The organism is Mycobacterium shunyiense (assembly GCF_058270075.1).
Window position 1 is genome coordinate 13,127 of the sequence record NZ_JBZDPU010000035.1, and the last position, 14,324, is coordinate 27,450.

Annotated in this window: 12 protein-coding genes; 8 read left to right on the plus strand and 4 right to left on the minus strand. The window is 65.2% G+C overall.

Features of this window, described 5'->3' with window-relative positions; genetic code table 11:
- Nucleotides 1-53: 53 nt before the first annotated feature.
- Complete coding sequence (locus tag AC4ELH_RS29400) at nucleotides 54-1,163, plus strand: hypothetical protein (protein WP_448445629.1); 1,110 nt, start codon at nucleotides 54-56, stop codon at nucleotides 1,161-1,163.
- A 26-nt stretch (nucleotides 1,164-1,189) separates the two neighbouring features.
- On the plus strand, nucleotides 1,190-1,984 hold the full coding sequence (locus tag AC4ELH_RS29405) for a hypothetical protein (protein ID WP_448445631.1): 795 nt from the start codon (nucleotides 1,190-1,192) through the stop codon (nucleotides 1,982-1,984).
- A gap of 207 nt (nucleotides 1,985-2,191) precedes the next feature.
- Here the strand turns inward: AC4ELH_RS29405 and AC4ELH_RS29410 are convergent, their stop codons facing one another.
- From AC4ELH_RS29410 to kstD, 3 genes are all read right to left on the minus strand, one after another.
- Complete coding sequence (locus tag AC4ELH_RS29410) at nucleotides 2,192-3,037, minus strand: hypothetical protein (protein ID WP_448445633.1); 846 nt, start codon at nucleotides 3,035-3,037, stop codon at nucleotides 2,192-2,194.
- Nucleotides 3,038-3,392: 355 nt separating this feature from the next.
- Nucleotides 3,393-4,253 carry an enoyl-CoA hydratase ChsH3 gene (chsH3, locus tag AC4ELH_RS29415; protein ID WP_064883684.1) on the minus strand — a complete coding sequence of 287 codons (861 nt, stop codon included), beginning with the start codon at nucleotides 4,251-4,253 and terminating at the stop codon, nucleotides 3,393-3,395.
- A gap of 1 nt (nucleotide 4,254) precedes the next feature.
- Nucleotides 4,255-5,958: a 3-oxosteroid 1-dehydrogenase gene (gene kstD / locus AC4ELH_RS29420; RefSeq protein ID WP_064884023.1), complete on the minus strand. Its 1,704-nt coding sequence runs from the start codon at nucleotides 5,956-5,958 to the stop codon at nucleotides 4,255-4,257.
- Nucleotides 5,959-6,031: 73 nt separating this feature from the next.
- On the opposite strand from kstD, the gene AC4ELH_RS29425 reads away from it, so the two are divergent.
- Genes AC4ELH_RS29425 through dmpG form a run of 3 tightly spaced genes read left to right on the plus strand, consistent with a single transcriptional unit; the run spans nucleotide 6,032 to nucleotide 8,810 of the window.
- Nucleotides 6,032-6,817, plus strand: a complete 786-nt coding sequence (locus AC4ELH_RS29425) for a 2-keto-4-pentenoate hydratase (protein WP_064883683.1) — start codon at nucleotides 6,032-6,034, stop codon at nucleotides 6,815-6,817.
- 23 nt (nucleotides 6,818-6,840) lie between these two features.
- A complete protein-coding gene (locus tag AC4ELH_RS29430) occupies nucleotides 6,841-7,761 on the plus strand; it encodes an acetaldehyde dehydrogenase (acetylating) (RefSeq protein ID WP_064883681.1) in 921 nt (306 codons plus the stop codon).
- Nucleotides 7,758-8,810: a 4-hydroxy-2-oxovalerate aldolase gene (gene dmpG / locus AC4ELH_RS29435; protein WP_064958040.1), complete on the plus strand. Its 1,053-nt coding sequence runs from the start codon at nucleotides 7,758-7,760 to the stop codon at nucleotides 8,808-8,810. Before AC4ELH_RS29430 ends, dmpG begins: the two co-directional genes overlap by 4 nt.
- On the opposite strand, the gene AC4ELH_RS29440 is transcribed toward dmpG, so the two are convergent.
- Nucleotides 8,807-9,298, minus strand: a complete 492-nt coding sequence (locus AC4ELH_RS29440; RefSeq protein ID WP_498888360.1) for a hypothetical protein — start codon at nucleotides 9,296-9,298, stop codon at nucleotides 8,807-8,809. The two genes, dmpG and AC4ELH_RS29440, sit on opposite strands and share 4 nt — an antisense overlap.
- A gap of 157 nt (nucleotides 9,299-9,455) precedes the next feature.
- Between AC4ELH_RS29440 and AC4ELH_RS29445 the strand changes: the two genes are divergently transcribed.
- The 3 genes from AC4ELH_RS29445 to AC4ELH_RS29455 form a co-directional block, all read left to right on the plus strand.
- On the plus strand, nucleotides 9,456-11,558 hold the full coding sequence (locus AC4ELH_RS29445) for a RecQ family ATP-dependent DNA helicase (protein WP_448445639.1): 2,103 nt from the start codon (nucleotides 9,456-9,458) through the stop codon (nucleotides 11,556-11,558).
- Nucleotides 11,559-12,725: 1,167 nt separating this feature from the next.
- Nucleotides 12,726-12,941 (plus strand): MbtH family protein, encoded by a 216-nt coding sequence (locus AC4ELH_RS29450; protein ID WP_004571464.1) that lies wholly within the window; start codon nucleotides 12,726-12,728, stop codon nucleotides 12,939-12,941.
- Nucleotides 12,942-12,989: 48 nt separating this feature from the next.
- Nucleotides 12,990-14,324 (plus strand): condensation domain-containing protein (locus tag AC4ELH_RS29455; RefSeq protein WP_498888363.1); only part of this gene is annotated, 1,335 nt, incomplete at its 3' end.

Here is a 14,324-nt window from a genome sequence, read left to right on the forward strand (position 1 = left end):
GGCACGGTAATGTTTGCTCCGGTTATGCATCACGCGTAGAAGGGGGCCGCGGTATGGCGGTGGAGCGCGACAGTAGCCCGTACGGGTCGCAGACGTTGCTCGGGCCGGGTTGGCCGAATGTCGACGAGGAACAGCTGACCGCGGCGGCGGCGTCGTATCAGAAGATCGCCGCCAAGATCAGCGGCACCGTCGTCCCGCAACAGACTAGCCAGCTGTCGAAGCTTCAGGGTGGCTGGGAAGGCACCGCATCGCTGGCTGCCTCGGGTGAGGCGACCACGATGATCGGCGGTCACGAGGCCAACGGTCTACAGGCACAGGCCATCTCCACGGCGTTGATGAAAATGGCAGCGACCGTGGCGGAGACCAAGACGATCGTGAACGCGGTCTCGCAGGAAGTGCAGCATGAGGTCGAGCAGATCCAGAATCTGGGGCCGCTTGCCGGTCCCAACGTGCAGGCACTGATCGAGAGCCGCATCAAGGCGGGTTTGGCCCAGAACACCGCGACGGTCTCGGCTGCCTCTGTTGAGATGGCGGACAGCCTCAGCACGATTGCCAACCTGCCGCAGGTCGGCACCCCGCCGACGGCGCAGGCGCAGCAGGCGGCCCAAAAGGGTGCCGATTCGATGATGCAGCTGATCAGCCAGCTGCCGCAGATGCTGGGCCAGATCCCGCAGATGGCCGGCCAGATTCCGCAGCAGCTTTCTCAACCGCTGCAGCAGATGGCGCAGCCGCTGCAGCAACTGGTCTCGCAGTTGGGTTCGGGCGGCAAGGGCACGGGCGGCGGGGTCAGCCCGTTCTCGTCGTTCTCGAACCATCCGGCGGCCGGTGGCTCCGGACCCAGCAGTGGTGCGGGCATGGTCAAGGCCGCGGGTCTGCCCGGGGGCTCGGGTGGCGGCAGCCCTCAGACTCCCTTGCTTGCCAAGATGGTGGGCGGTGGCAGTACTTCGCCAGTCTCGGTAGACCCTGGTGCCAGCGCCGCTGTGATCGGCGGTGTCGCCCCGGTGGCGGCGGCCAACTCGGCCGGCGGCATGGGTGGTGGCATGGGCATGATGGGCGGCGGCCAGCGTGGCGGTGGCGGCGGGGGCACCGCGACCGGGCTGGCGGTCCCGGCTCCTTTGGAACACGACACGGGGGATGGTGACGATGACTATGACGATTGGTGATCTGTCTCGACGAGAAGGGGACAACCGTGGGTGAGCTTGGCCCGGTGAAGATGAGCGGGACGCTCGGCTGGGACGCCGCGTCGTTGAACCTGCCCGACATGCCGCCGATTCAGGCCGGCGAAGACGCGATGAGCGCGACCATCTCCGGCATCCTGCCGACCCTGGCGGCCTCGCTGACCACCAATGTGACGGCGTTGTCGGCCAAGGAAAACATGTTCAACGCCAAGCTCTCGGACGCCCAGGGCGCCTACGAGAAGGCCGACGAGTCCGGTGGGCAGGGCGTCGGCCAGCTCAGCCAGATGATGGGGCAGCTGGGCCAGATGGGCCAGATGGCCAGTGCACCCTCGCAGGCCATGGGCCAGATGGGTGGACAGTTCGGCCAGTTGATGGAGCCGATGATGAAGGCCATGGAGGGCGCCAAGGGCGGCGGGGAGAACGGCGGTGCACCAGGTGCCGGCCAGCCCGGCGGCCCGGGTGGTCCTGGTGGCCCGAACCCGCAACAGCAGCAGGACGAACGCGAGGCCAAGCTCGACGAGCGGGACAAGCAGCAGGACGATCGCGAGACGGCGCAGAACGACCGCGATGTCGCTCAGGACCGACGCGAAGCCGGCCTGGATGCGCGGGAGACGCAGATGAGCGCCCCGTCAGGCGGGGCGGCGTCGGCGGCTCCGCACTCGGCGCCTCCGGTCACGCATTCCGCACCGCCTGCCGCGTCTGCTCCGCCTGCCGCCGCGCCGAGCCAGCCGGCTCCGGGCCCGGTTCCGGTAGCACCCGAGGCCCCGCGTCATTCCGGCGGAGACGATCTCTGGAAGCGGATGTAATTGTGTTGCGTGTGAACGCCCGTCGGTGATCCCGGCGGGCGTTCTGCGTTTGAGCGTGCTCGTTTGTCCCGCTCTCTCGCGCGCCAATTGTCACGCTGGAGTGGCTCTCGACATCGACAGCCACTCTGGCGTGACAATGGACTAGACCGGACTTGTCGCGGCGCCCACTTTGTCACTCCAGCGTGACTGCGGGCTTCCACGGTTGCGCTAGCGTGACATTCGTTGTGCCCGAGCGGCGATAACCCGACGCAGGATATTTTCTTCACGTTCGCCGGCGGAGATGCGGACGTTGATCCATCCTTGCCGTTGTATCCGCTCGGCCCTTCGGAGATCCCAGCCGTACCGCCAGCTGCTGGATCGGTGTTCCTCACCGTCGTACTCGGCCGCGACTTTGATGTCCTCCCAACCCATATCGAGATACGCGAATGGGTCGCCGGGGCCGTCGAGAACCGGGATCTGGGTCTGTGGTCGAGGCAAGCCGCCGTCGACGAGGATCAGCCGCAGCCAAGTTTCCTTTGGGGACTGTGCGCCGCCATCCATCAAGTCCAAGGCGGTGCGGGCGCGCTGAATGTCCCGGCGCCGCGCGTATCGCTGTATCAACAGGTCGACGTCGGCGGCTTTGAGGTCGGTCGCGTGGGCAAGCGCATCGAGCGTCGCTACCGCGTCGTCCCGCGGATACCAGCAGCCGATGTCGAGTGCGGTGCGCACCAATGAGGTCACCGGGACGCCCTCGAACCGGACTATCTCGTCCTCTTCGATCGCTTCGGTTCGAATCCGCAGTCCCGCAAGCGGATTGCGGTTGGAGTGAATCAGTTCGAGTGGCGACTTCGGATCGACCCATTTTGCGCCGTGCACGGCTGCTGCCGAGATTCCGGCCACGATGCCGCGCTGCCGGGACCATAGCCAAGCGGCCTGCGCCCGAATGAGTGGTGTCAGTTCAGTGCCTGGGCTCACGTAGACATCCCGGAACACCCTGGTGTATTGGGTGCGTAGCGCGCTCTTGCGCAGTTCGCCGTTGGCAACGGCCTTACTGCCGACGAATGGTTCCCCCATGGCGAGAAAGTGTGCAGCGCAATGGCATATCCGTCACGTCGGTTATCCACAAGCGCTGGAGTGACACTCGTTGTCCACAGCCGCTCTGTGGTGACAGATGACGGCGCCCTGCAGCTGTGGTAGTGGCCAAGGCAGGTCGAAGGCGGGCCCTCTGCGACGTTCGCATTGTCACGCCAGAGTGGCTGTCAGCGCCCACAGCCACTCCAGCGTGACAAAGGGATGGCTGCCGACGGCATTTAGTCGCCCAATGCAACGCTGGAGTGGCCGTCGAGTTCGACAGCCACTCCAGCGTGACAAAGCGGGGAAAAGCGGGGGCGAAGCGTGACAAAGCGGGGAAAGAAAGGCGGGCGAAGGACTACGCCGGAACGAGCTCCACACCTGACAGCACGACGGCGTTGTCCCGCGACGGTGCCGTGAGCACGCCGATGAACTTGCCGTCTTCCTTCCAGATGTTGGCCTGCAGGGTCTCGCCGGGGATCACCACGCCGGCGAACCGGGCGCCGTAGGAAGCCACCTGAGAGACGTCGCCGTCGAGCAGGTTGTCAACGATGGCCTTGCAGCCGATGCCGTAGGTGCACAGTCCGTGGAGGATCGGTCGCTCGAATCCCGCCGCCGCAGCGAATGCCGGGTCCGAGTGCAGCGGATTACGGTCACCGCACAGTCGATACAGCAGCGCCTGCTGCGGCAGCGTCGGCAGCGAGATCTCGATATCCGGTGCGCGATCAGGCAGCTCGGCCGAGGTGGCCGGTCCGCGCTCGCCGCCGAAGCCGCCCTCACCGCGGGCGAAGATCGACCGCTTGGTGGTCCACAGGACCTTGCCGGACTCATCGGTCACCGTAGATTCGCTGACGATGACGGCAGCCTTGCCCTTGTCCCAGATCTCGGTGAAGCGCTGCACCGACTTCGCGGTGCCGCTGGTCGGGATCGGGCCGGGCACGCTGACAGCCTCGCTGGCGTGCAGCACCTTCGACAGCTCGATGTCGATGCCGGGGAACTGCACCTTGGGCGCCTCGGTCATGTGAAAGCTGGCCGCGACGTTGCCGAACGTCGGCAGCACCTGCGGGGTGTCGTCGACGAGGTAACGCAGCTCGCGCGCGTCCATCGGGTCGGCACCGGCGCCGAGGCCCAGGTGGTACAGCTGGATGTCGCTGCTGGTCCAGGAGAACTCGATGGGTTCCAGCTCGGCGCCCAGCGCCTTGTCGAGATCGATCGGCATGTCAGCCCTTTGTGGTCGATGTGGCGGGAACCGCCGCGGCGATATCGAGTGCCGCGAGGTATCCGAACGTCATGGCGGGACCAATGGTGCCGCCGGGGCCGGGGTAGGTGTGACCCATCACCGGTGAGCTGACGTTACCTGCGGCGTACAGGCCCTCGATCACGGAGTCGTCGTCGCGTAGCACCCGGCCGACCAGGTCGGTGCGGACACCGCCCTTGGTGCCCAGGTCGCCCGGCACCATCTTGGCCGCGTAGTACGGGCCGTGCTTGATCTCGCCGAGGTTGGGATTGGGCTTGTTGGTGGGATCGCCGTAGTAGCGGTCGTAGGCGCTCTCGCCGCGGTGGAAGTCCTCGTCCACCCCGGAGCGGGCGAAGCCGTTGAACCGGTCGATGGTCGCGGCAAACGCATCGGCGGGCAGACCGGTCTTGGCGGCCAACTCCTCCAGGGTGTCGGCCTTGACGATGACGCCGGACTCCAGCCACTTCTTCGGAATGCGTTGTCCAGGCTGCAGACCCGCGAAGATGAAGCGGTCGCGGTACTGCTGGTCGAAGATCAGCCAGGCCGGGATGTTCTCGCCGGGGCCCGCGCCCTGGCCGTATTCGCCGCCGTACATGTGGTGGCAGGCCTCGACGTAGGGCATCGACTCGTTCATGAACCGCTTGCCGGCCATGTTGACGATGATCGAGCCGGGAGAGTTGCGCTCGGACAGGGCGAACCACGGGGAGTCGACCAGTGGGACCGTCGGGCCCCACCACGAGTCCTCCATGAATTCGAGTGCAGCGCCCTGCTTTTCGGCAGCCAGGATGCCGTCGCCGGTGTTGGCCACCGCGCCCACGGTCCACTCGGTGGTGATGGGGGCGCGCTGGTACTTCACCCGCATCTGCTCGTTGTGCTCGAATCCGCCGGAGCCCAGGATCACTGCGCGGCGCGCGCGGATCAGTTGCGGCTCAGCGGAAGTGTCGCGGGGATCGACGACGTACACGCCGCGGACGACGCCGTCCTCGACGTAGAGATCGGTCAGCGCGGTGTTCAGCTGGACCGGCACGCCGGCCTGCTGCAGGCCGATGCGCAGCGGTGCGATGAGCGCACGGCCCATGCCGACCAGGTTCTTGCCGGTGGCGTTGGCCCACACGGAGCGGACGCCCACCTTGAGGCTGCGCAGCACGCCGCGGGGATGACGCTTGAGCTGGTTGAGCCGGACATAGTCCTGCTGCATCACCACCATGTTCATCGGCACCTTGCCGTACGGCGGCTCCAGGCCCTTCTCGTCAACGCCGAGCTTCTTGGCGTTGAACGGCTTGGGTTCCACCGAGCGGCCGGTGGGCTTGCCGCCGGGCGTCTCGGGGTAGTAGTCGGAGTATCCGGGCACCCAGCACAGCTTCAGCGGGGAGTGCTTGAGGACGAACGAGAGCATCTCCGGCGAGCGGTCGAGGTAGGTGTCGATCTTCTCTGCGGGCACCACGTCACCGATGATTTTGTGCAGGTAGGTGCGGGCGGCCTCGGGGGTGTCTTTCACGCCGTCGCGTTTGAGAATCTCGTTGTTCGGGATCCAGACCCCACCACCTGACCGCGCAGTGGAACCTCCATAGTGCGGCGCCTTCTCTACGACTACTGTCGAGAGGCCCTGATGGGCAGCGGTGAGGGCGGCGACCATGCCGGCAGCGCCGCTGCCGACCACGACAACGTCGTACTCCTGTCCAGTCATGTAGAACACGTTATAGAATTGACCGGCAATCCAACAACCGCCCCGGTCAAAGAAGTGAGGGGAATTCACCAGAATGCTTAGCGACGAGGTACGCGCCCAGCTGGCGGCCGATCTGGCCCAGGCCGAGCGCAGCCGGGTCCCGATGACGCCGCTGACCGATCGGTTCGGCGAAATCGACGTGGTGGATGCCTACGAGATCCAGCTGATCAACATCCGGCAGCGGGTTGCCGAGGGCGCCCGGATCGTGGGTCACAAGGTCGGACTGTCCAGCAAGGCGATGCAGGACATGATGGGTGTCGACGAGCCGGACTACGGCCATCTCCTCGACGAGATGGAGGTGTTCGAGAACGTCCCGGTGCCCTCGTCGAAGTTCCTGTACCCGCGGGTCGAGGTCGAGGTCGGGTTCATCCTTTCCGAAGACCTGCCCGGTGCGGGGTGCACCGAGGAGGACGTGCTGGCCGCGACGGCTGCGTTCGCGCCGGCGATCGAGTTGATCGACACCCGCATCACCAACTGGCAGATCAAGTTGTGCGACACGATCGCGGACAACGCCAGCAGCGCCGGATGGGTGCTCGGTGAGGCGCGGGTGTCGCCCAAGGACATCGACATCCGAAATATCGACGCGGTCCTGACCAATCACGGCGAGGTCGTGGCCGAGGGACGTAGCGATGCGGTGCTGGGTAATCCGGTCACTGCGGTGGCCTGGTTGGCCCGCAAGGTGGAGAGCTTCGGGGTGCGTCTGAAGGCGGGAGACATCGTGTTGCCCGGCTCTTGTACGCGTGCGATAGATGCACCTCCGGGCAGCGATTTCGTCGCTGACTTCGCCGGGTTAGGTTCAGTGCATCTTTCTTTCGAATGATGTTTCGAGGATAGGGAGCCGCTATGGCTGAGAAGGCATCAGTTGCCATCGTCGGGTCGGGCAATATCAGTACCGACCTGCTGTACAAATTGCTGCGTTCGGAGTGGCTGGAGCCACGTTGGATGATCGGCATCGACCCGGAATCCGAGGGTCTGGCCCGGGCGCGCAAGCTGGGCCTGGAAACCAGCCACGAGGGTGTGGACTGGCTGCTGGCCCAAGCCGACAAGCCGGACCTGGTATTCGAGGCCACCAGCGCCTACGTGCACCGGGACGCCGCGCCGCGCTACGAAGAGGCCGGCATCCGCGCGATCGACCTGACCCCCGCGGCCGTCGGCCCGGGTGTGATCCCGCCGGCGAACCTGCGCGCGCACCTGGACGCACCGAACGTCAACATGGTCACCTGCGGTGGCCAGGCGACGATCCCGATGGTCTACGCGGTGAGCCGTGTGGTGGATGTGCCGTATGCCGAGATCGTGGCGTCGGTGTCGTCGGCCTCGGCCGGTCCGGGCACCCGCGCCAACATCGACGAGTTCACCAAGACCACCAGCGCCGGTGTGCGCGATATCGGTGGGGCCCGCAACGGCAAGGCGATCATCATCCTGAACCCGGCCGAGCCGCCGATGATCATGCGCGACACCATCTTCTGCGCGATCCCCGAGGACGCCGACCACGCCGCGATCACGCAGTCGATCAAGGACGTCGTCGCCGAGGTGCAGACCTATGTACCGGGCTACCGACTGCTCAACGAACCGCAGTTCGACGAACCGTCGGTGGTCAACGGTGGAAACCACCTGGTCACGGTGTTCGTGGAAGTGGAGGGTGCCGGTGACTACCTGCCGCCCTACGCTGGAAATCTGGACATCATGACCGCGGCGGCGACCAAGGTCGGCGAGGAAATCGCCAAAGAGCGCCTGGCCGCCCCGGCCGGAGGAGGCCAAGCATGAGCGACATTTTCTTCAATTCCGCCTGGGACGTCCGGATGACCGACACGTCACTGCGTGACGGGTCCCATCACAAGCGGCACCAGTTCACCAAGGACGAGGTCGGCGCGATCGTTGCGGCCCTCGACGCCGCGGGCGTTCCGGTCATCGAGGTGACCCACGGGGACGGTCTGGGCGGATCGAGCTTCAACTACGGGTTCTCCAAGACGCCGGAGCAAGAGCTGATCAAGCTGGCCGCCGAGACGGCCAAGGAAGCCAAGATCGCCTTCCTGATGCTGCCCGGTGTGGGCACCAAGGAAGACATCAAGGAAGCCCAGGGCAACGGCGGCTCGATCTGCCGGATCGCGACCCACTGCACCGAGGCCGACGTCTCGATCCAGCACTTCGGGCTCGCTCGTGAGCTGGGCCTGGAGACCGTCGGGTTCCTGATGATGAGCCACACCATTGCGCCGGAGAAGCTGGCCAAGCAGGCCCGCATCATGGCCGACGCCGGCTGCCAGTGCGTCTACGTCGTCGACTCCGCGGGCGCCCTGGTGCTCGAAGGTGTCGCCGACCGGGTGTCGGCTCTGGTGGCCGAACTCGGTAACGACGCGCAGGTCGGTTTCCATGGCCACGAGAACCTCGGCCTGGGCGTGGCCAACTCGGTCGAGGCCGTGCGCGCCGGTGCCAAGCAGATCGACGGCTCGTGCCGTCGGTTCGGCGCGGGTGCGGGTAACGCACCGGTCGAGGCGCTGGTCGGCGTATTCGACAAGATCGGCGTCAAGACCGGCATCGACTTCTTCGACATCGCCGATGCCGCCGAAGAGGTTGTCGCCCCGGCGATGCCGGCCGAGTGCCTGCTGGACCGCAACGCGCTGGTGATGGGTTACGCGGGGGTGTACTCCAGCTTCTTGAAGCACGCGGTGCGCCAGGGCGAACGCTACGGGGTGCCCGCCCACGAGCTGTTGCTGCGCGTCGGCCAGCGCAAGCTGATCGGTGGTCAGGAAGACCAGCTGATCGACATCGCGCTGGAGATCAAGCGCGAGCAGGAAGCCGAGAAAGCCAAGGCCTAGAGTTCGATCGCCGACTCGGCGTCGTCGTCAGCGACGATGCCGAGTTGGCGATATACGTCGTCGCGGTAGTTCGCCGACTGTGAGTTGATCGGGATGGGACCGCCTTGGGCCCAGTCGTGGATGTGGCCCATCCCGATCACCACGGTGACGTCGGCATTCGGATCGGCGTCGACCATCCTCTTTGCGTAAAGCAGTGCGCCGGGCGCGGCCTGCTCGCGCGAACCCACGTAGATCGTGGTCGGCGGCATCGCGGTTCTCGAAGTCACCTCGGTATCCGGGACAGGATTGCGCGGTTTCGCTGCGCGCTGCCGTTTTGGTTTCACGCGATCAGGCGTCTCGGCCGACGTCTTCGACGAGGCCGACGACGTGGACGAGTGCGTGGGGTCAGCCGTGGCCACCCCGCATCCCAACCCCAATGCCACCGCTGATCCCACGCCGAGGGCCACCGCCAACGCGCCGACGTGCCCTACATATCCCCCCGGATGCATTCGTTCACGTCTACCGGATCAACATCGTCTTCGAAGTGGTTTGAGAAAGACTTGACAAATGTTCATGTTTAAGCGGAACGCGTAGCGTCGCAGGGGTTTTGGTGATCGGTTCCTTGGCGCGGTGAGTGGTGTCAGCCGCTCCCGGCATGATTGAGCCATGGCAACCCGCGAGCAGGCCCAGTCGATCCTCGAACAACTGGCCGGACCCGCCGCGGTGCTACGCGATGACCAGTGGGCTGCCATCGAGGCCCTGGTGGTCGAGCGGCGCCGGGCATTGGTCGTACAACGCACGGGGTGGGGCAAATCCGCGGTCTACTTCATCGCGGCCAAGCTGCTGCGTGCCTCCGGTCGCGGGCCGACGGTCATCGTCTCTCCGCTGCTGGCCTTGATGCGCAACCAGGTGGCCGCTGCCGAGCGGGCCGGAGTGCGGGCCGCCACGATCAACTCCGGCAATGTCACCGAGTGGGATGCGATCCATCAGCAGGTCGCCGATGGGGAACTCGACGTGCTGCTGGTCAGCCCCGAGCGGCTCAACAATCCCGATTTCCGTGACAACGTCCTGCCGGCCCTGGCCGCCGATGCGGGTCTGGTGGTGGTCGACGAGGCGCACTGCGTCTCCGACTGGGGGCACGACTTCCGGCCGGACTACCGCCGGATCCGCACCCTGATCGCCGAATTGGGTTCCCAGGTACCGGTTCTCGCGACTACTGCGACTGCCAATGACCGGGTGGTCAGTGACGTCGCGGCCCAGTTGGGGGTGGGCGGATCGGATACCTTGGTGCTGCGTGGCGGGCTGGACCGCGAGTCGTTACGCCTGTCGGTGGTGCAGGCGGGCACCCCCGCACAGCGTGCTGCCTGGATTGCGGCGCAACTGGATTCTCTGCCCGGCTCCGGCATCATCTACACCCTGACGGTGGCCCAGGCACACGACGTGGCGGCGCTTTTGGCCGAGCGCGGCCACAAGGTGGCCGCCTATACCGGGTCCACCGACACAACCGAACGCGAACAACTGGAAGCCGACCTACTCGGCAATCGGGTCAAGGCGCTGGTGGCGACGTCGGCGCTGGGGATGGGCTTCGACAAGCCAGACCTGGGTTTCGTCGTGCACCTGGGGGCGCCGTCGTCTCCGATCGCCTACTACCAGCAGGTAGGCCGCGCCGGACGGGCGACCGACAGCGCCGAGGTGATCCTGCTTCCCGGCACCGAAGATCAGGACGTCTGGAGGTACTTCGCGTCGGTGGCGTTCCCCTCGGAATCGATGGTGCGCCACGTCATCGGTGCCCTGGAGACCGACCGCGCACAGTCGACCCAGGCACTGGAACCACTGGTCGATCTAAACCGGTCGCGGCTCGAGATGGTGCTCAAAGTGCTCGACGTGGACGGTGCGGTCCGCCGGGTGAAGGGCGGCTGGGTCGGTACCGGAGAGCCGTGGAGTTATGACGAACCCCGCTACCGGGCACTCGACGAGGCACGCCGCCGTGAGCAACAGGCGATGCTCGACTATCAGGCCACGGACAGCTGCCGGATGGTCTTCCTGCGTGGTCAGCTCGACGATCCCGAGCTGATTCCCGGCGACCAGTGCGGGCGGTGTGACAATTGCACCGGCCGGCGATACGAGGCCGCGGTGGCGCGGGACATCCTCGCCGATACCGCCCAGCGGTTGTCCCGGCCCGGAGTCCTGGTTGCCCCGCGCAAGCAGTGGCCGTCCGGATTGGCCGCGCTGGGTGTGCCGCTGTCCGGCCGAATCACCGAGGGCGCCGCCCCGGGCCGGGCGATCGGCCGACTCACCGATCTCGGCTGGGGAGCGCGGCTCCGGCGGCTGCTCGCCGAACCCGACGGCGACGTACCCGACGACGTGATCGGCGCGGCGATCGAGATCCTCAAGGCATGGGATTGGGATCAACGGCCGACCGCAGTCATCGGGCTGGACTCTCACACACACCCGCTGTTGATCTCTTCGACGGTGCAGCGGCTGGCGCAGATCGGGCGGCTGACAAACCTCGGCGTCCTGTCCTATGCACCACAGCACCGCCCTGTCACTGCCGCGAATTCGGCTTATCGGGTGGCGGCCCTGGACGGTGCCTGGGAACAGCCGCAATTGGGTGTCGCCGACGGGGAAACAGGCGGACACTGGGAGGGCCCGGTGCTTCTGATCGACGATATGACGGACACCGGCTGGACGCTGACCATGGCCGCGCGGCTGCTGCGCGACGCCGGAGCGCCCGGTGTCTTGCCGTTCGTTTTGGCATCCGTCAGCTGAGGCCTTTCCGACGTTCTTCAGAGAGTTCATAGGAACGTCTGACCAATTGCAAACGTTATTCGGCGGCCGGTTGTTTGCCAAACTAGCCAAAAACCGGTGTATTAAGTGCTTCGCCGTGCCTGTGTGGAGTGGTTCCCTATTTGCGATCGCAAATTTAATACAAACGATCTTGATTTTGCATATTCAAGATCGCGGTAGGAAGGCGTGGCTAACTCAAACTGCTTCGCCGTTGGGCGCCATTAACCTATATCGAACGCCTCTTACGCTATCGACAGAATTTGCTGACCGGCGGAGGGGCCCGGGCTACGGTGCCGTCTTCCGCGCTTCGGCGGGTCAGCGGGTTTCTCGGCCCTGATTGTTCGCTTCGCTGAATTGAACTACAGACGTGTCGTTGTCGTGTTCATAGGTGAGACGTCCGGGCGAGTCGCCGCAGCCGGGCGTGTCGTCCTGTCCGATTGGCGACGTCCGAGTGTTAGCCCTGACGGGCTCGCCAGGTATCGCGTGAAGCGCTACGTCACGAGCGCGTTGTGCCTGCGCAGGCGGCGTGCGGCCGGCTCGGCAATGCCGTCGGGCGATGCTGCTGGAAACTGTGTATCTGCTGGGCATTTAGCCCTGTTAACGATGTCGTGTTGGTCCAGGGGGAACACATCGGCGGGGCGTGGAGGCACCGCGTCGAGCAGGTTGATCCTCGGCTTCCAGGGCCACCGGCAATCGCGGAGCGGAGCGTCCCACCGCCGTTTGCGCGCCCGGACCGTCGCAGCGGAGCGGGCCGTGGTGGAAGGCCAGGCCCAGGTTTTTCGCCGTAATCGCGGTCCGTGGGTGGCCGAGGTCGCTGACTCATGGGCCGACGCTGCCCAACCCGCAGGCCATCGCGCGTCTGGTCGGTGGGCGGCGAGTCTGGACAGGTCCTGAGAAACATTTGCCGAATCCCAGAACTCGTGACAAGTTGGTACATGAATGGCGGAACTGCAGCAACCGGAAATCCTTTGATTTCTAATTTCTGCACTCTCGTCAAGATAAGTGGATATGCTGGCGCCCTGCAACGAGAACGTCATAGCTGGAGTGGGCCACAGGAAACAGGCATCGTGAAGCAACCGGCGGGGCTGGGTGCCTGCGCCGGGTTGTCGATCGATTTTCACTGGTCTACTCGACGATGGGGAGGACCAAGTGAGCATCAATCCGTTCGACGACGACAATGGCAGCTTTCGCGTCTTGGTCAACGACGAGGAGCAACACAGTCTATGGCCAACATTCGCTGACGTCCCTGCCGGCTGGAAGGTCGTGTACGGCGAGGCGGATCGAGCTTCTTGTTTGGACTACATCGAACAGCACTGGCCTGACATACGCCCTAAGAGTCTGCGCGACAGGTTGGCGGGACTCTGACAAATAGACACCGGCGCGGGGGCCCGAAACTTGCGGTGGGAGAGTCCGATGCAGCTTGATGAACAGTCGCTGCCAGTAACGCGCGCACAGCTCGATATTTGGCTTGCGCACGATGTAGCCGAATCCGGCACCGAGTGGTTACTCGGTCTATTCGTGAAAATCGCGGGCGCGCTCGACCGCGACGCCCTCGAGTGGGCGATCAACCGAGTCGTGCGAGAGGCTGAGCCGCTCCGCGCCCGCTTCTTCGAAGTGGACGGGCAGGTTTACCAGAAGGCGGTCGATCACCCGTACGTGCAGCTGGCCTTCTATGACCTGCGCAGCACGTCTGACCCCGTAGCAGAAGCCCGTGACATGGCGGCCGCAATTCAGCGCGCGCCAATGTCTTTCACCGAACCGCTGTTCAGATTTGCGCTATATCAGACACGCGACGATGAGCACTTCCTGATCGCCTGCTGTCACCACATCGTGCTCGACGGGACCGGGATTGCGCTTGTCGGATCTCGGCTTGCGTCGGTGTACTCCGCAGTTTTCTCCGGCGCCCCCATACCTCCGCCCATCTTCGGGTCGCTCGCGGATCTGATCGACAACGAGTCGAAGTACGAGGCTTCCAGCGAGTATCTCGAAGACCGGGCCTACTGGACCGAGAACCTTCCGCCGGAAGCTGGGCCGAACTTCTGGGAGACCGAGTCCCTCGCCACCGAGGAGGCGCATTGGCCCTCTGCCACAGTGCCGTTCGACTCGAATCTGCTACGCCAAGTCGACGTACTGGCCCGGTCGAAGAATGTCGCACGATCGACGGTCATCACCGCGGCTTGTGCCCTGCTCGTGCGTGGGTGGTGTGCCGAGGGCTCGGACGTCGTTCTCGACTTCCCGGTCAGCCGGCGCGTAAGCCCTGAGTCACGGACGCTGCCCGGCATGGTGGCCGGTGTGGTGCCGCTCGTGGTGAAGGCCTCGCCCGCAACATCGATCTCCCAATTCATCGGCGATGTCGACGCCCACATACAGGAAGCCCTGCAGCATCAGCGCTTTCCGGTACACGCGCTCGAGCGCAAGCTCAACCCGCGTTCGGCGGGCCAGATGGCGAATCGGGTGAGTGTCAACTTCCTTCCGTCTACGTTCACATTGGACTTCGGCGGTGCGGAGGCTTCGGCGTCGCTGACCAATGCCGGTGTTGTCGGTGGCTTCGGCCTCGTCTTCTCCAGTGCCGGAGACGAACTGATTCTCAGCACGATGGGCGAGGGTCAACCGTTCTCCAGTTTCGCCGTCACGGACCTGGCGGAGCGTTTGCAGCGGATTCTGGTTGCGTTCGTTTCCGACTCGGCTCAGCGGTTGTCGGCTGTGGGTGTGCTTGATGCTGCTGATTGTGCTCGGTTGGATGAGGTT